The organism is Paraburkholderia sp. JPY419 (assembly GCF_050435705.1).
Lineage (GTDB): Bacteria > Pseudomonadota > Gammaproteobacteria > Burkholderiales > Burkholderiaceae > Paraburkholderia > Paraburkholderia youngii.
In genome coordinates this window covers 796,366-815,134 of record NZ_JBNDKV010000003.1, presented here as the reverse complement: position 1 = coordinate 815,134, position 18,769 = coordinate 796,366, and the positions used below count along the sequence as shown (strand labels likewise).

Genomic DNA, 18,769 nt, shown 5'->3' with positions numbered 1-18,769 from the left:
CTTGATGGCGTTCGGCCCCGCGAAGCTGGCATACGACCGCGTCTTCGGGCGTCTCACTGTCGGTGAAGCGTTTTGAAAATAACAAGATTCGTGCCGACCTTGCGTCGCGGGTCCCTAACGAAAAAAATGTTCCGCGGCGCTTCCCATAATTGAGACGGAAGCGGGAAGGACTATGTGCTGCGCCGACAAAACCTTCTCATAGTGGCGACGGGCCGTTCGTCTGACAGAGGTCAGCCAGTACGGCATCTTCAGAGAACGAAGCAAAATATCTGGGAGGAGGTTCACGAATCAACCTATGCGCCACCTTTTCGCACGGCGTGAAACTGGAAAAATTGCCGAGAAAGCTCGATAAATTCTTCGAGTGCCTGTCTTGTTTGTCCAATTCTCGACGACATATGTCGGCGTTGTCACGTTAAGGCTAGGCTGAAAAAGTCGCCGAATTTGCGACCGTGTCGGCATTGTGGAGGTGTTCAGGTCGTGACGCCGACCATACTCCAGATACACCTCGGCTTTTGGGGCGCCTTTCGTCCATTACGGACGCACTTGTGCCATCAATCGCGTGCCCGACAGGTAGAGATTGGCGCGCGCCAAAGCTATGAAGCCAGGTTCGTACTCTGCGCTAACCGTGGTAGGCACCTTCGTGAAACCCCACATCGATTGGCCACTGCGAAGACATGCTCCACGCGTGCGCGGATCCTCGACTTGTGGCAGTTCTCGCCGCGCTGCACCGTATTGACTTCACACGCGCGGTGGGTGTGCTGCTTTGCTGTGGATTAGCCTTCTGGCTGGCGTAAGCGCTGTTAGCGTAGACCTTCCGCTCCTGGCCGTGTAGCAATTGCGGCAGTGGAAGCTTTTCATGCACGTTGGCCGGTACTACGCTGTGCACCAGGCCACTCTCGCTATCCTCGTCGATGTCTAACTTCGCGCCGAAGTACCATTGCTAGTCTTGCGCGTCTGCTGCATTTGGGGGAGCGCGAATTCTGTTCATTCTTCGTCGAATTTTGGCGCACCGATGATGGTGGCATCCACGACCGTGACGCTCTGGAGTTTCATGCCGCTCGCCACTTGGCCGACTTCGGCAATCAATTTCTCACCCAGCTTGAGGGTTTCAAGAAGACGACGAAATTTCAGCAGACCGGTGGCAGTCTGGTACTGCCTTCCAATCCAGACTCTCGCAAAGCGACGCAGCCTAGCACTAACGTAAAGAGCGTCTTCACAAGCGAAATCGGCCAGGTTGAAGCAGTGCCGGATAGAATGAAGGCGCAGCATGCGCTCCCGGTCAATCGGCGGGCGGCCATTGCCGCACCTCGGATAATACGGCTCGACCACCGCGCAAAACTCAGCCCACACGACGAAACTGCATTCATCGCGAGAAACTCATCGCGTCGCGTCCGTTTGTGGTGTGTCTCGAAAGCAGCACCTTCAGCGGCCGTCGACAGCGTCGGCGGCTTCATCCTGTTCTGTCCTCCGGATCCACCCCGATCTATAACGCTCGCAGTAGCTCTGCGGTCGACTTGATCAGCGTTGCGTGAAGTATCATTCGTGCGCTGGGAGATGCAACACTGCGGTTGCCGCGACAACGGAGAATTAAGGCGGCGGTTATGTCGCAACGACCGCTTAACTTCGCCCGACGCTTATCAACTCGATGCTCGTTGTGCGCTTGTGTGCAGACTGGGGCCGTGCTGGACTAAACGATCAATGGGCCTTTACGGCGGAAGTCACTCATCGTCTTGGAACCTCGACAACTGCCGGCTTACCATCTCAATGCAGTGTCGCGGTAGGGCGCTGCGTTGCGGTAAGATTCACCCCCGCATCTTGATAGCGCCGCCACGGTGCCCAAACGCTGTCGTCACCCAGTGGATGCGGCCATGCTGTGCATGCGGTGGTACATGTCCTACTCGCTAAACCTGCGCAATTTTGGTTGCCCTTTCGCTCCGCCGCGGCTCTCAGATTTGTCGTCTCGATCGCCAAGAAAGCAACGCCGCGGGTTGGCATTGATCTTGCGTTCCCAAGGGGCCCGGTGGAGTGTGCATCGGGCCGAGAAGACGCATCGCCCATTCCAAAAGGAGGCATCACGATGGCGTTACTGGAACGAGCCGCATGGTATGACATTGCACGTGCCACCAACTGGACCCCAAGATATGTGACGGAGTCGGAGCTCTTTCCCGACCTCATGTCTGGGGCGCAAGGCATTCCCATGGCGAGTTGGGAAACCTACGACGAGCCCTACAAGACGTCGTATCCCGAGTATGTGCGCATCCAGCGTGAGAAGGATGCTGGCGCATATTCAGTCAAGGAGGCACTTGAGCGTAGCCGCATGTTCGAGGACGCCGATCCGGGGTGGCTCTCCATTCTGAAGGCGCACTACGGTGCAATTGCGCTCGGCGAATATGCGGCGATGAGCGCCGAGGCCCGAATGGTACGTTTCGGCCGTGCGCCCGGCATGCGCAATATGGCCACCTTCGGCATGCTCGACGAGAATCGTCATGGTCAGTTGCAGCTTTACTTCCCTCACGACTACGTTCCCAAGGATCGCCAGTTCGATTGGGCCCACAAGGCGTATCACACCAACGCGTGGGGTGCGATTGCCGCGCGCAGCGCGTTCGATGACCTGTTCATGTCGCGCAGTGCGATCGAAATCGCGGTCATGCTAACCTTCGCGTTCGAGACGGGTTTTACCAACATGCAGTTTCTCGGCCTCGCGGCCAATGCCGCCGAAGCGGGCGACTTCACTTTTGCAAGCCTGATTTCCAGCATTCAGACAGATGAGTCGCGCCATGCGCAAATCGGGGGTCCCGCGTTGCAGATCCTGATCGCCAACGGCCGTAAAGAGCAAGCTCAAAAGCTCGTTGATGTCGCCATAGCGCGGGCGTGGCGTCTGTTCTGCCTGCTCACGGGCTCCTCGATGGATTACGCCACGCCACTCGTGCATCGCAAGCAGTCGTTCAAGGAATTCATGCGGGAATGGATCGTAGGTCAGTTCGAACGCACTCTGATCGACCTCGGACTCGACCTGCCATGGTACTGGGAACAGATCATTAGCGAGTTCGACTGCCAGCACCATGCGTACCAATTGGCTATCTGGTTCTGGCGGCCTACCGTGTGGTGGAACCCTGCTGCCGGCATTACACCTGAGTGCCGCGACTGGCTCGAAGAAAAATATCCCGGCTGGAACGACACGTTCGGCAAAGTGTGGGATGTCATAATCGATAACCTGCTCGCCGGCAAGCCTGAGCTCACCGTTCCCGAGACGCTGCCGATCGTCTGCAACATGAGCCAGCTGCCCATCTGCGCGATCCCTGGCAATGGCTGGAATGTAAAGGACTATCCGCTCGACTACAACGGCCGCACGTATCACTTCAACTCGGAAATTGATCGCTGGGTGTTCCAGCAGGATCCCGTTCGCTACCGCAATCACCTCGCGCTCGTTGATCGCTTACTGGCTGGGCAGATCCAGCCACCCGACCTGAGGGGTGCGTTGAAGTACATGGAACTCGCACCGGGCGAAATTGGCGATGACGCGCACCATTACGCGTGGGTCAAGGCGTACTGCGACAAGCTTTACGAAGAAAAGGCTGCATGAGCGGCGATTCAATGGAGGGCGATATGGCTCTTGTCCCTGTGATTTCCAATTTTCAGTATGACTTTGTATTGCAACTCGTAACCGTGGATACCGACAATTCCATGGACGAGATCGCCGCCGCAGCATCTCATCATTCGGTGGGCCGGCGAGTAGCGCCTCAACCCGACAAGGTGATCCGCGTGCGCCGCCAAGGTAGCAAGCAGTTCTATCCGCGCAACGTGAAAATCGCCGAGACCGACATCAAGCCGATGGAAACGCTGGAATTCATCTTTTGCGATGATTGAGGGCGATATGAAATTTCGGAAAGTTTGCACTCTCGATGACCTGTGGGAAGCGGAGATGACCGAGGTGGAAGTGGATGGCCACGTGATCGTGTTGGTACGTCCCGAAGGCAGCGAGCCGCGCGGCTTTCAGGGCAGTTGTCCGCACCACGACATTCGGCTCGTAGAAGGAAAATTCGATGGCCGCGTGCTGACGTGCCGGGCTCATCAGTGGACCTTCGACGCAAATACGGGCAAAGGAATCAATCCGGGTGACTGCCGTCTCGCCGAATATGCCGTGAAGCTCCAAGGCGACGATATTCTGATTGCCGTAGAAGGCGTTCATGCGCTCTTTGCCCATTCCTGAGTCCGCAGGGGAACACAGCATGATCGTTGACAAGACCGCTGAAGCTTACCGTAACAACCGTGTGGGTCCCGTGCTTCGCGCGAGCAGCATCACGGCCGGCGTCATCGAAGCCGCGCACGAGGACAACCCGGGCAAGGTGATCCGCGTGGACGACAAGCTCGCATATGTGCGCATCGACACGGACTGCGAACTGATCCTATGCCGCGCGACGTTGGAGGAAGCGCTGGGTCGGCCGTTCAGGATGTCCGAACTCGAAGTCAATCTCAGCTCGTTCGCGGGCCGCATCGAGACGACCGACGAGTATGTGCGTTTCTACTACGAAAAGACGCTTTAAGGAAGGTCTGCCGAAGTCCTGGCATTGACGCCCGTTCAGCTATCTTGGAAGCATCGCGAATTAATTGGGTAGAAGTGTATTGTCGCAGTTCCCTGGATCTTTCAATCAAGTGGAGGTCCGAATCTTCTCGAGGCGATGCGGCGTGTTGTGCCTTGGTCGGAGCTGATTTGTGCTGATCGAGCCGCATTTATCCGCCAGGCAAAAACGGACGACCACTTTTCCCGATCGCGACGATGCCGCAAATTCGGTTTATGCAGCACAGGTTCGCTCTGTCGCACCCTGCAATGGAAGAGGCGCTGTATCGCGAGTTCCTGGGTCTCGACGGCGGCATGGTGCACTGGACCAGAGCGATCGTCTGGACGCTATACACGATCAGATCGACCGGCTCAAGGCAGAGACCCGTGCCAAGGTTAAGCATCCCTTTCCCATCATCAAGCGACAGTTCGGCTATGCGAGGGCCCGATATATGGGTTTGGTGAAAAAATGCTGTCCAGACGACGCGGTCTGCTCTGAACGATTTATGGATGTTGCGCAGAGCTTTGCGAAACGCTGAAGATCTGGCCGGTGCGGCCATGTGTTTCACCGGCACGGCACCTGATGGGTGACTCTGCCGGGAAATCTCCACTCAAGAATGTCGTCGCCGTTCAGACTGCGATGAGTGTGGAGTCACCGCTATGAAAACGACCTCTGCAGACCTTTTCTTAACTGGAGACAATCATGACGCAACCAGAAGTCCTCAAGCCACTGAAAACATGGAGCCATCTGGCGGCCCAGCGGCGCAAGCCAAGCGAGTACGAGATCGTCACGACCAATCTGCACTACACGACCGACAATCCCGATGCGCCGTTCGAGCTCGATCCGAACTTCGAAATGGCGCAATGGTTCAAGCGAAACCGCAATGCATCCCCGCTGACTCGGCCCGACTGGAATGCGTTCCGCGATCCTGACGAGCTCGTCTACCGCACCTACAACATGCTCCAAGACGGGCAGGAAACGTATGTCTTCGGGCTGCTAGACCAGTTCTCCGCACGCGGTCACGACAGCATGCTCGCACGCACTTGGGCGGGTACGCTCGCGCGCCACTACACGCCCGCCCGCTTCCTGTTCCATGCACTGCAAATGGGCTCGGCGTATCTGACCCAGATGGCGCCCGCTTCCACGATCTCAAACTGCGCCGCTTACCAGACAGCGGACACGCTGCGCTGGCTCACTCACACGGCGTATCGCACCAAAGAGCTGTCGCAGACGTTCGGCGACCTCGGCTTCGGCACAGACGAGCGGCACTACTGGGAGGACGATCCGGCATGGCAGGGCTGGCGCAATCTCGTCGAGCACGCACTCACAGCATGGGACTGGGCGGAGAGCTTCGCCGCGCTGAACCTCGTCGCGCGCCCGGCGGCGGAAGAAACCGTTTTGCGAAGCCTCGGAGTGGCTGCGCGGCACAACGGCGATACGCTGCTCGGCCTCATCACCGATGCGCAGTTGATCGACGCCCAGCGCCATCGGCGTTGGGCCGCCGAACTCGTTCGCATGGCGCTCGAGGAGCAAAAGAACCGCGCGGTGCTGACGGCTTGGGTGAGCAAGTGGGAGCCGCTCGCCGACAAAGCTATCGCGGCGTGGTGCATTGCTCTCCCCGACGCACCGGACGCCAGCGCGCGCGCGAAAGACGCCACGCGCCAGTTCAGGCGCGCCGTCGGTATATGAGTGTCGGCACGAGCCGGCGGAGCATCGAAAGCGACGTGCTTGAGTTGTCCCCATCGACGATTGCTTCGTCGTCTGTACCGACGAATGTGGGCGCCGAGAAGTCTCTACCGCAGATTCAGTCCTTGATGGCGATCAAGACACATTCAAGCAGATGAAAATCAATCGAGAAGAGCCTGATATTCTGTAGGCAACTGAGCCGATCTCGCCGGAGCAACGGGTTGCCGGACCGGGAGCATTCTGACGCGCACCACATCCGGCGCGCGTTTTTGACCCACTATGCGATCTCTGTCGCAAGATCGTGGAGGCGCCGCCTTCGTGTCCGGATCGCGCACACTGGAGTTTCATCATGCTGAACCGAGAACAGATTGCCGCAATCCAAAACGTAACGCTAGGTTACCTCTTTGATCTCGGCGACAAGACAGTGGAGAGCGTCGGGAAACTGGCTGCATTGAACAATCAATGGACCTGCACGACGCTTGTCGATATGTTCGAACTGGTGCAAAAGTCGCTATCGTCGAAGGAGTCGAAGGAGCACCGGAACTGGCTCGCGCTTCAAGACAACTTCGCTGAGCGGATGACCGAGAGGGTGCTGACGTATAGCCGTCAGGCGGTCGACATCGTGTTGGTAACACAGACCGAGTTCGCACGAATTGTGCAGGTGCAAGGTAGCGCCTGCCGCCGTCAGGTGCAGACGATGGTGGAGGACGTCGCCAAGAATGTTCCAGTCACGATCGCTTTGAATTCCGCGATTTCGGCTGCCGATTCTCTATGCGAAAGCCTACGGAGTGCTGGTCGGCAAGAAGTTGAAGTCGCAAAAAGTAACCTTGAGGTCGGCGCGGAGGCGTTGAAGAGCACCAAACCTGTAGCTACAAATAAAACTAGCAATTAACGGGATTGCGTCCGCAAGAACGCTTGGTTATATTGACGAGGAGTCGAGATTCGTGCGTAGTACCTTGTCCTCCTTGTCCTAATTCTCGCGTGCCATCTTCGTGTGGATCCAGTGCGGAGTTATGTCGGCGCCATTTGCCAGAACATCTACTGCGTCAAGTTCGGCAAACGCCCGCAACGCGCAATCACTACACACGAATTTGGACTCTCGGCTGCGCACACGCAACGGAGTGGGCGCCGCGCCTCCTCTTCATGAGTTAACTCGTGGCGACGTGGTCGGTGCGTTTCACATGCGACGCGTCGACGGCTAGTTTGCACCGTAAAGAGGGCGGCTGAAGGGCGAAGACTGAATTGCTGAATGATTGTGAGCACTCCGGATGCGTTATATGCACGGCCACTCGACAGAGCGCCCTGACGTGAATGGTCCGCGCCGGACGAGTCAGGTCGTTTTGGTGTCGGGGGCCAGACTCCACAGCCCTTGCTGCCAAAGATCCTTGGTGGTTGCTACATAGTCGCGTGACATGATCAGATATGACGCTGCTAGTTCGGTGCAGTCACGCGCAGCCACAGCAACATCGCAAATGGCTTGCACTGCTGCAATGTCGCGCCTAATACGCTGTAACCCCAGATCGCAATTTCGTTTCAGGGTTTCGTGGTAGCTCGCCTGCATTTGCAGGGCGAGCGTGAGAGTTGCAGCGCACAGATTGAGCGATGTAATGGGTTGTACTGTCATGGCGGATTCTTAAATGTGAAGACGCGGCCGACGCCTATGGGTCTTGAGCGAACGTTTGCCACGACGGTGCATTTAATATAGCCGTATCCGTCAAAAGCGCGCTTAACATGTGTCAATCAGGGGCGAGATATCGTGGGCGCCTCGAGACAATGCCGCACTGTGAAGCAGCTAGGGGACGGCTGTTCAAGCTCAAGGTGCTTAAATCTGGCCTAATGGGGTTGTTTCCTGCTGGAGTCTGCTGGGACGGTGCGAGCCGTCGGCCAATGCGGCGGCGCCTGACTGGGCAGAACGCGGCCGCCCCCGAGAGCGTTACGCAAGATCCCGCGCGCCGCTGTTCAAGAGGTGGCAATGCAACGCTAGTTCCAAACGTCGAGCATGATGTCCAACCCTCGTAAGGCACAAGCTCAACCAGCCAGACGCTGGTTTTCGTACTGCTTCGCGAATCGCTAGCGCCTTGGACGTCCTTAAAGCGGGCGCGAGTGTAGCGACCGGTGATCTGAACTTATTGGCGGAGTGTCGCACGAACATCATCCATAGTCTTCTGCGCCGGCTGACGCGTTCAGAATCGCTTGCCGTTGCTCGGCTGAACATGATCGCGGAAGCGAGCTTGTCGCTGGCCTTTGCGCTTGTCATTTCACCGCATGCTGCCCGCCGCGTGAGTAAGGCATGCAGTGGCCCGACAGCGCGCGAACCGTTCGCACGCGCACTTTTGGGCGGCCTGCTCGACGCCTTGCCGATGCACGTCGACACCTACCTCGACGCGGTACGGTGTAAGCGCACTTCAGCTCAAAGTTCCGCCATGACTCATGCCATTCCACACGGGCGCGTTCGCGATGCCCGGACATGGCGGAATGCCCCGACGAGGTTCCGGCTAGCTCTACGCAACTGATGACGCCCTCTATTTTTCCTGATCAACTGGGAGGACCTTCACCTCGCATTGCCAGACCAAGATGGAGATGCTATCTGATGTTGATGAGTTTATGCATCTGCAACGATACGCGCCAGCCGTAGCGTTGCGCGGCCCGAATGCAGATATCCGTGGCGCGAGACGACAGGCTCAGCGGCTGCAACCAGATCGGCATGTCTCGCGCTTGGTGGAGCGGGTCAAGTTTCTCGAGCACCATGCCAACGTCGCGCTGCTTGCCGATCGCGCATTTGAGCTCGTTGGCTCGCCACAGTGCTTCATCTAGCACCGTGCGGCCACCGGGCATGGCGTACTTGGGGCTGACGGTGACGAAAGTGCTTGGCGTCACGAGCGGTATGTAAGTGCCGGAGGTTTCGACCTGGACCCGGTGATGCCACGCTTCGAGCTTCGTGATCAGCGGGCGCAGATCGTAGATGCACGGTTCGCCGCCCGTGATGACCACGTGCTCAGCATCTGACGCCCGCACTATCTCGGCTAGCGTCTGTACGCCGTACCACGCATAGCTGTCGCACGGTGACGCTTCTTTCAGACGCATCGCGCCCACGCGGATCGCGCGCTCCGGGACCATTTTCCACGTATGCTTGGTGTCGCACCACGGACAACCGACTGGACACCCCTGCAGGCGGATGAACACCGACGGTGTGCCGGTGAAGCTGGCTTCGCCCTGCAACGATTCAAAAATCTCGTTGACGGGATAGATGTCAACGGGCGGCACAGTTAGCGCCGGTACGTCACAGTGCATTTGCGCGTCTCCTCGATTCGCACTTCGACCAACCGGACGCTGGTTCCCTGCAAGATATCAGGGCCGAGCTCCGTTACCAGCCACTGCGCCAAGTTGTCAGCGGTCGGATTGAAGGGCACGCCGACCACCGACGGATCGAGGTCGCGCAAGCCGACATAGAACGGATCTTCGATCCACAGCAACATGCGGTGATCCCAGTGATCCTCGACCCAATTGCAAAGCAGTGTCTTGATCGCCCCGAAGTCGATGACGCGCCCGAGATCGTCGAGTGAGGAAGCTTCGCAATCAAAATGAACGCGGTAGTTGTGCCCATGCAGGTTCTTGCACTTGCCTTCATGGCCCACTAGGCGGTGACCGCATGAGATGTCGTGGTAACGCTCGGCGTGTAGCATTGTCGTAACCCTTGTCCTCGTGCAATGGGCAGAAAGTCTTCCGATGCGGCGTCGCGATCGCGAGGAGCCACGCATCGCAATGATGGTCTGACATTAGCCGGTCGTAGACGTACGTCGTGTAGGTGCGGAAGCGCAGATCAGCTGCTTCCTAGGCAGGCAGCGTGTTGTGCATTTTCGGCTTAGGTACACCAGTCAGTAGCGCGAAGGGATAGGGCACCAAGCCTTCGTTCGTCGCGGGCAGATGTAACAAGTCATCAGCGGTGCTCGAACGTCAGGTCTACCAGCCGGTGGCCAATGGTGCCGTCCATGGCGGCATGTTCGGTATATGGTCGAAGCCGACAAGAGAACCTCATTGTGTTTGCGCGCGCTGGGAAGCGCTACGCGGTGCCAGTCGTGCACAAACGCGAAAACGCACCAAGCTAAGGTCTTATATAGTACTTCATGGTCCACATGGAATTTTCTGGTTGCAATTGGCCTACGCTTTTTTCTATTGTGGCAGGCGCAATCACATACGCCTTGATGAACGTCAACCTGCGCGTCCGACGCTGTATTACTTCCGGCAAATGGGACTCCGGGCGCCGGCATTCGTGCCGGTTCCATTCGACACGAAGAACGTGCGTCAGGCTGAGATGCGCATCCAGCATCCAGCATCCACGCCGACACGACCCTCACTACGCCTGGGCTGGCCTCAACGTGCACCACGCGACCGCCGCTTCGCTCTTCGACGTCTCGTACCTTGACGCGACGCCCATACAGGGGATGTCAACGGTAATGGACTTCAACTTCTTGCCCGATATGGGCAGAATGATCGCGAACTTGCTATCGGCGTAACTGGTTGTTCGCCGGCTCGCTGCGAGCAGGCCAACGCGCTGCCGCCATCATGGGCCTGTTGCGCTCACCACAACTCAATGGGCACGAGCCGCACGCCCATCTGAAAGATGTCCTCACGTGACTGCCGACCCACAAGGCCAGCGATATCGCGGCATTACTACCGCATCGCTGGCGACCGACCGCGACCAGCCACTAGTTAATCCGTCAAGGCGGCTTGGCTAGCCGCTTACGAATGCTCGCATCCGACCTGGTGATTCCCTGGTCGCATCGGATCGACGGACGATCAGGGCCTTATGCACGTAACCATTGCTGGCGAAGTGGCGGTCCAGACTGGGTGAATTTTAGCTCGATCAACAATAGGCGAAGATGCCGCTCTATTGGCCCCTGACGTGCCCGATGGCGTAGTAATTGTAGCGCCGATGCTTATCGACCGTCCGGGGCCTGTCGAGGTTGCCTGCGCGACCGAGTCGAGGCCATAGCGTGGGATTGCTGCCAAAGCTGGCGTCACTCGCATGAGTGACGCCGATTCCTCTGATGGTCAGCATTGCCGGCCGCGCTCCAACCGGTGTTGGGGCTGACGTTCATGATCGACGACAGTCTCGCTATGATGTAGCTGAACTAGGCCGCAATCGCGCCCGCTTTGCTGCCTGCGCCCGAAAGGCTAAGCGTGCTGATCCGCGGGCCGGACTCGATAACGAAGTTCGCTACTACCGACGCCGCGCGCGGACCGCAGTCAGGCCGATGAATCCGCTGTGGTTCCATCAACGTTCGCGCCACCGGGGTTGCCAGAAGTTGGGGTGAAGTGGCTCGTGACAGGCGGCAGCGGCAGGAATGGCTTAAGCGTGTTCCTGATGACTTCTAGGCAGACCGCGCAGAACGGTTTCCCGAGCGTACGCATTTGGCAGTTGTATTGTGGACGATACAATCCGCAATGGAAATACCCTGCGCCTGTGAATGCACCAACCGTAGCGGCCGGGGCAGGCGATGCTTGGGTATCGCATTGCGTACAATTAGCGTTGACGGTGGTCGGTAGCGCAGTGGCCGCAGCGATCAGTGCGCCCGATTTGATCGTCGCGCGGTCGGTGTTGGCGGTTATGTTGGGTTGTGCCGGCTCGGTTCCCGTATAGGTGTCGTGGCCAGTTTCACCGCTTGAACAACCGGCGTACGTCGAATATTCGTCGGCGAGGCCGAATGCCGTGTGCCCCATTTCGTGGATACCAATTTGCTCTGCGCCGTCTGCTTTCGAAAACACCGCGACCGGCCCGCCGGAACCGCCGTAGATGGTGCTGTTGATGATCACTACCGTCATGTTCGTCTGTGGCACCTGCGTGCGCGCGACGTTCAACGCTGTAGCGGCGTCGACGCTGAGCAGCCGCCGTATTTGCCCACCTTCGCAAAACGTCGCGTCGAAATAGGTGCGCGCCGTCGCGCCGGTACCGTTGCACACGCCCACGGGGTCGTAAGCGCCGCTGTCGGTCGAGGAAACCTCGACGCGGTGTACGTTGACGGCCGACCACATCTCGTTGAACGGCGCGGTACCGGCGACAGCGTTTGCGAAGTTCCGTGCGTCGGTCGCATAGGTCGCCAGTTCGGCCCTCTGGTAGCCGTCGCCAAGGATCACAAGATTCCAACGCGATACATCAGGACCGTGGTCGATGATCTTGCTGACGCCGATGACGGCGCCATCTGTGGTAGTCATTTCAGGATGTCATCCAAACTGAATCGGGCGATTTCGCGCGCCGCACCCGTGCCAACCCGCGGGCCACCGCTGCGCGCTCGTTCGGCGCGGATCGTGCCGAATGGTGCGACCGGCGGGTGCTCTGTCGCCAACAGAACCAGTGTCGCCGCTTCCCAATAGGCCGGTACGAGAATTTCAAAAACGCCGCGCCGAAGAGCTGTAACGTGCGTTGGGGTCGCGCCGGGCGCATGCGCTTCGCGATACCGCGGCATTGGATCACGCTGGATCCGTCGGTATAACGGCCGGCCGTGGGGGTCGCGCAATTCGAACCAGAACCCCGCCTTGCCTTCGGAGCTGCACAGCTCATGCGAGGGTGGCAGGGTCATTTCGACCAGATGCTTTGAGGCGAGCGATAGCGCGTCGCCGTCGTAGGCAAAGATCAGGCGCAGGGTGCGGCGGTACGGTGGACTAGGCATCGGCGAACATCGCAATCCGGCAGTGGTGCCACTATTTTCGAGAATGCGTCGAGCTGATCGACCAGCTCGGACGTTGCGGTTGTGCCCGGCGACCTCAATCTACTGCTGCTCGCTTGCGCCGGCGGGTCGACTGTACACCAAGGCCGACGTCCTCAACCGTCCATCGCTGCAATATTCCCAACACGTAGCTTGGCCGCATGTACTGCTCACCGATGACTGCCGCTGGCAGCGGTAGCATCATTTGGTTCTCGCATCTTGTTGCATAACGGGGATGTCGACAGCGAAGCCTCGTCGGGCTCATTGCGGCCAGCAAAACTAAGCCGCCGCTATGGCCACAACTACCCTCAGTAACGCGTGTCCGCATCCTTTACATCGATTATTCCAACGGAAAATAGCTGACTGGTCGCCGGTGCAGGAACAGCAATCGCAAGGTCGTTGTTCAGCTCAATTGCATTAGAGTGTGTGACCTTTCGAGCATGCCGCCAAAAGGGCCAACATGAGAACGATCAAGCTCGTCTGCGCATCCCTCTGCTGTCAGGGAGATGATAACGCCATTCGGACGCGCGATATCACTCGATATTGTTTAAGTATGCGTAAGGAAAGTTGATGGAGCCTTTGCGAGTATCGGCGTTTTTATTGCTGCGAGTATTGATTTCTGATCAATGTCAATCTGATTCAAATTCCTAAATGACAGCCGCACCATAGTGCACCATTCTGCTAGCCGGACGATGAAGAATCGATACATTTGTTGAACATAGACATGATGACGAAAACATTAAAAAAGATTCGCGTCTAGGGGCTCTTTTGATTGCGGTCGCGCTGAATGGTTGCGGTGGCTCGGACGGCGGTTCAGTCACCGCCCCGACCTACGCGTCAGTTGGTTCCAGCGTGGATGATGAACTAACGCCATACTACGTCCAGTCAATAACTTGGCATACCTGCGGATCTGACAATTTTCAAATTGTCAACAAAGACCTGCTGGGTCCGCTATCGACTAGGGCTAGTTGTACTACGGTAAAGGTGCCGTTGGATTACGACTATGCTTCCAAAGGTAGCGTCGGCATTGGCGTACTGCGAGTGACTGCCGGTAAGCCTGCAAACCGGCTTGGTGGCATATGGATGAATCCTGGTGGGCCCGGTGCGAGAGGGCTGGCTATGCCTTTGCGTGTGTCGACGCTATGGCTGCTTGGGAATTCGGCAAATCCTGTAGGTCAAAAGCTCTTGCAATTGTCGGATGCCTACGATCTGATCGGATTCGATCCACGCGGCGTCGGTTCAAGCGCCCAGTTGGTATGCAGTTCTAGCGCCCCGGCGAGAGCAATTTCTTTCACCGATAGGTCCCCCGCTGGAGTCAGGGCACAGATGACCGAAAGCCGCGACCTCGCATCCGCTTGTGGTGGCACGCCCCTCACGCCCTACATTAACACCGAATACACAGCTCGTGACATGGAGGTGATACGTGCGGCGCTTGGATACGACAAATTGAACTACTATGGTACGGCTCTTGGGGCTCGCTATGCCAGCCTGTTTCCCGGTCGCACAGGTCGTCTGGTTCTCGATAGCGTCGTAGATATCACCCTTCCGTTTGCCGAGGTCGGCCCTCCGCAGGCTCCTGCATTTCAGCACACATTCGATGGCATCATTGCTCCTTATATCGCCGCACAAAACGAGCTTTTCGGCCTCGGTTCGAACGCGGACGATGTCAAAGAAATTACTAGGAACGGTCCCCCTTGGCTCACAAGTTGGCTTGGCCAAACCATAGTTGATTCACTGTATGCTCAATGGCAAATTGATTCTGTGGTAGAAAAGTTGGCAGTGGCCAAAAGAATAAAGACGGTTTTGGCAGAAAACCCGCAGATTTCCGCTAATGACCTTCATCGCGAGGTAGTCTCGCTGCCTTTCTTTCCGAGTTGGAACAGAGCCGTGGAAAATACCACGCAAAAGATTGCCAGAGAGGCGGTCGCAAGATATGCTGAAGTAGTTTCCGGTAGTCCTTGGAGGACCCGGGGGCGGCCCAAGTGTCCGTGACCTGCAATGATGGAGCCTTGATCCACTCAAGCGAGGAGTACTGGGCAGATCTTGAAAATTCGCTCGCCATGTCTGCGCCGCTTGTGGGGGGCTTATATTCCGGTCAGCCCTGTCTTTACTGGCCGTTCAGCACGCGCAGGCTACCGTCGTTCGACAGTGCCGCGAAGCTACCTATTCTCATGCTGCAGGATGAGAACGATGGTCCAACCCCTCTGCCTGGAGCGCGCGCCACTGCAGCCACATTGAAAAATTCAAGACTTGTAGTTCAGGAGACGACGTACGACCATGGTGCATTCTTTTCTGGCAGCGAATGCATTGGCGGCTATTTCGCAGACTATCTGCTTGAGGGCGCCTTGCCGGAGAAGGGCGCCACGTGTGCAGGAAATGGACTGAACACCTCGAAGAAAACTATCAATATCAACAAAAAGCTCGCCGCTAACGCTGTAACAGAAGAGTACCGGACTAACATGTACACCGATCGCCTCGAAGCAGAAAAGGTTCTGCAGGACCTCCGAGAAATGATGAGATAGTTCGTCAATGCATTCTTGGATGTAGAGGATTTCATCGCCATGGAGAATTAAAGACAGCTATTGGAAGCGGTTGCATGCGGCCAACTGTTATGCGGTGCGTGATGCTTTTCGCCAAATCCCTCGCACCAGCACGGACAGTCCAAGTATCAACGGGCAGTCGAAGCTGAATTGGAGACTACGCTGCCTCAGCCGAACCCTAACATAAAAGTGCGCCGCGCAATTGATGGCGCCCCCGGAGAATGATCGATGTGACGCGATTTTAAATGCGATCGGTGGCGCAGGCGCGCTGCCGCGAGAGTCGAGTTGGGCCGCGTAATGAGGTCCGCACCGTCTCGATCCGCTCAATAAGATCCCCGTGGCATGCTGCACGCGTCGATAGTCCGACTCTCCGGGGAGATTATTTCACCCTGAGCAAGTTGTCGGCACCGGAAAGGCTGGTGATCCATGTCATTCTCATTGCGGAGCGTCCTTATACGGCTCATGGGCACCGCAGGCATCGGCCATTGTGCCCTGTCCCTAACAGGAGCGTCCCTTCTGCGTTCGGAGTTCGACGTGCTCGGCCAGAAGCTGTATCTTTCGTCTGTGCTAGATCTGTACAACGGCGAGATTATGGCCTATCAGATGAACACGCGCCCTCTGTTTGAACTGGCTCGCGGCGCACTAAGTTCGCGATTAAACAGGTTCGGCGCAATCGCCCGGCTTCGGCGCGCCATGAGCGGTATTTCTTCACGCGCACCGGCGACTTCAGCTTCAGCTACACCATCAGACGTCGCACCGTCTTGCGTGTCACCCTCTGGCCTGCCAGCCGGATCGCTTCCGCGATGCGCCGGTAGCCATAGCGGTCCTTGTCCCGTTCGCCACCGTCAAGCACTTTCGACTGATAGTAGACCGTACTGCGCGCCAGCTCCGCCGCCTTGAGCAGCGCGGGTAGCCGGTGATGCTGTCGCAGTTGCAGCACTATTTGCGTTTTATCTCTTGCGCCGCCCGCTTCTTCGCCTGAAGAAGGGTCGAGATTTTTTAGGTACACCACGCCCCGCGCGCAGATGCTCATTTTCCTTGAGCAACTGATCACGGGTGCGCTCATGCGGCGCATTTTCTTCGGCTGCCCTTTCGTGATCTGGGCGGAGCATGCAAGGACCCACTCATGGACCGGGGGCGACAGTTCTTTCTTCCTAATGTAGTCTGGACAGACATCCTGGACGGCTCCCTGCCCAACGCGATGAAAGGGATCACTCGGCAGTGACCGTGAACTTCTTGGACGCAAAGCTCAGGTTGCCGCGCGAAGAGGTGATTTCGAACCCGTACTGCAGGTCACCGATTTCAAGATCATCATCAAAATAGTTGAGCGAGCGCAGATATTTCATAAACGCCAGCACATCGATCGCAGCGTTGTCAGTCGTCGTCGTGCGGACGAACGTGTAGACGATGTTGCTGCGGTTGGTGCCCACGTACACGTTCCAACTTCCGTTGGACAGCGATACATTTCGGTGAAGTGGAATTGCGCATCCGGCTTGCGTCCAGTTGTAGGAGATGGGCTTGACATTGCCGCAACCTTCCGCAGTTCCGGTGTAGTTCAGCCATATCATGATTTCATGCGCCGTACCACCGACCCAGATATCAAACGTTGACTCCCAAGCGCCGCCAGAAGGCGTAGTAGCCGAGACGATGGCGGAAAGCGAGTTCAGTGAGCCGATGGTCTTCTTGACTTGGTATCCGATGTGCGGATAGGACTTGATGCCACTGGTGTTGGGTTGATCTGAAGTAACACCCCAGTCGAGCTCGCTGTCACCCCCGAGCTTGCTGTTAGCCCATATTGTCTGGGGACCCGCGGTGACATTACTGCAGGGTGACCACACGTCGTTGCTGATCGTGTACCTACCGTACATCCGAGAAGCGAAGAGGTTTTCCGCAGAGCAGGATGAGGTTTCGGGGGAAGTAGCAGACCACGTCTGGGCCTGCGCACCGGCAGTCCAAAGCATCAGCGCGGCGCTGGCAGTGGCGGCACGGGTCGCGCGGATCAAGATTCGAGGCATGGTCTTTTGATCTCCTGTCAGGTGTGAGGGTTGGTCGGCATCGGTGAAGGTCAGCGGCTTGGGCAACCTTCCGATCGAGAGAGAAACCGTGCGTGGGGCGACGTACTCTTAGACTGGGGCGGGTTCATCTCGTCGGTGGGTGCTCATGTCAGGAATTTCCATAGCACTGCCGAGAGAGCGCATGTACACCGAACGTCCTTGAACAAGGGCATAAAATATTGCGCCGTTAGGCCGCACGAGACGGCCAAGTGATACCGATCTCAGCGTTACCGCTATAGTTCGATGACCCGCGATTCGCCTTCACCGTCGATGGTTTCAGGCGACGTTGCATTGGCAAACGTGTTGTCTACCAGTGCCGCTCAATTCAAGCGAATGCCCCGCGCAATCCTCGTCAACTCTCCTGCGTTATGCGGTCAGATTTGGCTTTGGACCAGCGATTTTGTTCAAACGGAAACATAAAGTAGTCGCGCACGGTGAGGGGCTCGGGTTGGTTGCGAAGGCCCACTTCGGGCCATTCGTCCCGTTTCGGCCAGTATGCCGTGCTGAAGATCGTGTCCCAGATGGTCGTAAAGAACCCGTAGTTCCGGTGCCGGTGATGCGGCTGAGTTGAGTGATGAATTCGGTGGAACTGACCGTCTCCGATGATATATCGCAGAGGCCCAAGGTTGATGCGCGTGCTGGAGTGTGAGAGGTGCGCCTGAAAGGTAATGAGGGTCATGGCAGCAGCCGGCACCACGCCAGACTCGAAGTGGATCAGCGCGAGCGGTAATGCTACAAACAAGGCGTAGATAACCGGCTCGGACATGTGATGATTGCAATTCCACGCTGTCAGTTCGCGAATCGAGTGATGTGTAGCGTGCAAGCGCCAGAGGAATGGCACGGCGTGCTGTGCACGATGCATCCAGTAGTAAAAGAAGTCACCGGCAATTGCGACCAAAACGCCTGAAAGGATGGCGAAAGCCGTCTTGATAACTGCGTTGTCAGAGTGAAGCACTGTTGAAATATTGACCGTCAGGAGCGGCTTGACGCCTAACCATTGCAAGCCCACAGCGTACAAGTGCCAGATTAGCGCGCCGCATCCAATCCGAATCGCCCAGTTCCGTGCGCCGCGAAGGTACGATGCAACGCTGTATCGATAAGCCGGAAAGGCGATCTCAAGAGCTGCACATAACGTCGCAAAAATCGCAAGCAGTTTGAACGATTGGACGGCGAACTGGACCATCTGGTGGATATCGACAGCATTCATTGTTTGCTCCGGTGAGCCG

The 18,769-nt window shown here is 57.4% G+C and carries 16 protein-coding genes and 5 pseudogenes; 12 read left to right on the top strand and 9 right to left on the bottom strand.

The window, feature by feature from the left end; all coding sequences use genetic code 11:
• Nucleotides 1–531 precede the first annotated feature (531 nt).
• Nucleotides 532–1,454 (bottom strand): annotated as a pseudogene (locus tag QFZ91_RS27470) (IS5 family transposase).
• A gap of 623 nt (nucleotides 1,455–2,077) precedes the next feature.
• Between QFZ91_RS27470 and QFZ91_RS27465 the strand changes: the two are divergent.
• From QFZ91_RS27465 to phaP, 8 genes and pseudogenes are all read left to right on the top strand, one after another.
• The gene (locus tag QFZ91_RS27465) at nucleotides 2,078–3,583 is read left to right on the top strand and encodes a toluene monooxygenase (protein WP_429569041.1); all 1,506 of its coding nucleotides are present in this window, start codon (nucleotides 2,078–2,080) and stop codon (nucleotides 3,581–3,583) included.
• A 23-nt stretch (nucleotides 3,584–3,606) separates the two neighbouring features.
• Nucleotides 3,607–3,867: a toluene-4-monooxygenase system B family protein gene (locus tag QFZ91_RS27460; RefSeq protein WP_176369653.1), complete on the top strand. Its 261-nt coding sequence runs from the start codon at nucleotides 3,607–3,609 to the stop codon at nucleotides 3,865–3,867.
• Nucleotides 3,868–3,874: 7 nt separating this feature from the next.
• Entirely contained in the window at nucleotides 3,875–4,210 is a 336-nt protein-coding gene (locus QFZ91_RS27455; RefSeq protein WP_176369645.1) for a Rieske 2Fe-2S domain-containing protein, read from the top strand.
• A 19-nt stretch (nucleotides 4,211–4,229) separates the two neighbouring features.
• Nucleotides 4,230–4,544, top strand: a complete 315-nt coding sequence (locus QFZ91_RS27450) for an MmoB/DmpM family protein (protein WP_176369646.1) — start codon at nucleotides 4,230–4,232, stop codon at nucleotides 4,542–4,544.
• Nucleotides 4,545–4,622: 78 nt separating this feature from the next.
• Nucleotides 4,623–4,879: pseudogene (locus QFZ91_RS27445) on the top strand (hypothetical protein); the annotation flags it as partial.
• A gap of 2 nt (nucleotides 4,880–4,881) precedes the next feature.
• Nucleotides 4,882–5,149: pseudogene (locus QFZ91_RS27440) on the top strand (hypothetical protein); the annotation flags it as partial.
• Nucleotides 5,150–5,261: 112 nt separating this feature from the next.
• Nucleotides 5,262–6,248, top strand: coding sequence for an aromatic/alkene monooxygenase hydroxylase subunit beta (locus QFZ91_RS27435; RefSeq protein WP_429569040.1), 987 nt, complete (start codon nucleotides 5,262–5,264; stop codon nucleotides 6,246–6,248).
• A gap of 346 nt (nucleotides 6,249–6,594) precedes the next feature.
• Nucleotides 6,595–7,137, top strand: a complete 543-nt coding sequence (gene phaP, locus QFZ91_RS27430; protein WP_176369648.1) for a TIGR01841 family phasin — start codon at nucleotides 6,595–6,597, stop codon at nucleotides 7,135–7,137.
• Nucleotides 7,138–7,575: 438 nt separating this feature from the next.
• On the opposite strand, the gene QFZ91_RS27425 is transcribed toward phaP, so the two are convergent.
• The 3 genes from QFZ91_RS27425 to QFZ91_RS27415 form a co-directional block, all read right to left on the bottom strand.
• A complete protein-coding gene (locus tag QFZ91_RS27425; protein ID WP_176369649.1) occupies nucleotides 7,576–7,869 on the bottom strand; it encodes a hypothetical protein in 294 nt (97 codons plus the stop codon).
• A 959-nt stretch (nucleotides 7,870–8,828) separates the two neighbouring features.
• Nucleotides 8,829–9,536 (bottom strand): 7-carboxy-7-deazaguanine synthase QueE, encoded by a 708-nt coding sequence (gene queE / locus QFZ91_RS27420; RefSeq protein ID WP_429569039.1) that lies wholly within the window; start codon nucleotides 9,534–9,536, stop codon nucleotides 8,829–8,831.
• Nucleotides 9,512–9,928: a 6-pyruvoyl trahydropterin synthase family protein gene (locus tag QFZ91_RS27415; protein WP_429569038.1), complete on the bottom strand. Its 417-nt coding sequence runs from the start codon at nucleotides 9,926–9,928 to the stop codon at nucleotides 9,512–9,514. Before QFZ91_RS27415 ends, queE begins: the two co-directional genes overlap by 25 nt.
• A gap of 823 nt (nucleotides 9,929–10,751) precedes the next feature.
• Here QFZ91_RS27415 and QFZ91_RS27410 point away from each other — a divergent pair.
• Nucleotides 10,752–10,955: pseudogene (locus QFZ91_RS27410) on the top strand (transposase domain-containing protein); the annotation flags it as partial.
• 537 nt (nucleotides 10,956–11,492) lie between these two features.
• On the opposite strand, the gene QFZ91_RS27405 reads toward QFZ91_RS27410, so the two are convergent.
• Nucleotides 11,493–12,458: a M64 family metallopeptidase gene (locus tag QFZ91_RS27405; protein ID WP_429569037.1), complete on the bottom strand. Its 966-nt coding sequence runs from the start codon at nucleotides 12,456–12,458 to the stop codon at nucleotides 11,493–11,495.
• Nucleotides 12,455–12,913: a hypothetical protein gene (locus QFZ91_RS27400; protein WP_429569036.1), complete on the bottom strand. Its 459-nt coding sequence runs from the start codon at nucleotides 12,911–12,913 to the stop codon at nucleotides 12,455–12,457. Before QFZ91_RS27400 ends, QFZ91_RS27405 begins: the two co-directional genes overlap by 4 nt.
• A gap of 1,026 nt (nucleotides 12,914–13,939) precedes the next feature.
• Here QFZ91_RS27400 and QFZ91_RS27395 point away from each other — a divergent pair.
• The 3 genes and pseudogenes from QFZ91_RS27395 to QFZ91_RS27385 form a co-directional block, all read left to right on the top strand.
• Nucleotides 13,940–14,941, top strand: coding sequence for an alpha/beta fold hydrolase (locus tag QFZ91_RS27395; protein WP_429569035.1), 1,002 nt, complete (start codon nucleotides 13,940–13,942; stop codon nucleotides 14,939–14,941).
• Nucleotides 14,942–14,958: 17 nt separating this feature from the next.
• The gene (locus QFZ91_RS27390) at nucleotides 14,959–15,471 is read left to right on the top strand and encodes an alpha/beta hydrolase (RefSeq protein WP_429569034.1); all 513 of its coding nucleotides are present in this window, start codon (nucleotides 14,959–14,961) and stop codon (nucleotides 15,469–15,471) included.
• Nucleotides 15,472–16,011: 540 nt separating this feature from the next.
• Nucleotides 16,012–16,146, top strand: a pseudogene (locus QFZ91_RS27385) (IS3 family transposase); the annotation flags it as partial.
• Nucleotides 16,147–16,225: 79 nt separating this feature from the next.
• Here QFZ91_RS27385 and QFZ91_RS27380 read toward each other — a convergent pair.
• The 3 genes from QFZ91_RS27380 to QFZ91_RS27370 all read right to left on the bottom strand — a co-directional run bounded on the left by QFZ91_RS27380 (nucleotide 16,226) and on the right by QFZ91_RS27370 (nucleotide 18,750).
• Nucleotides 16,226–16,555, bottom strand: coding sequence for an IS3 family transposase (locus QFZ91_RS27380; RefSeq protein ID WP_176369698.1), 330 nt, complete (start codon nucleotides 16,553–16,555; stop codon nucleotides 16,226–16,228).
• Nucleotides 16,556–16,700: 145 nt separating this feature from the next.
• Nucleotides 16,701–17,504, bottom strand: a complete 804-nt coding sequence (locus QFZ91_RS27375; RefSeq protein ID WP_429537987.1) for a GH12 family glycosyl hydrolase domain-containing protein — start codon at nucleotides 17,502–17,504, stop codon at nucleotides 16,701–16,703.
• Between the two features lie 391 nt (nucleotides 17,505–17,895).
• Nucleotides 17,896–18,750: a sterol desaturase family protein gene (locus tag QFZ91_RS27370; RefSeq protein ID WP_429569033.1), complete on the bottom strand. Its 855-nt coding sequence runs from the start codon at nucleotides 18,748–18,750 to the stop codon at nucleotides 17,896–17,898.
• Nucleotides 18,751–18,769: the final 19 nt, after the last annotated feature.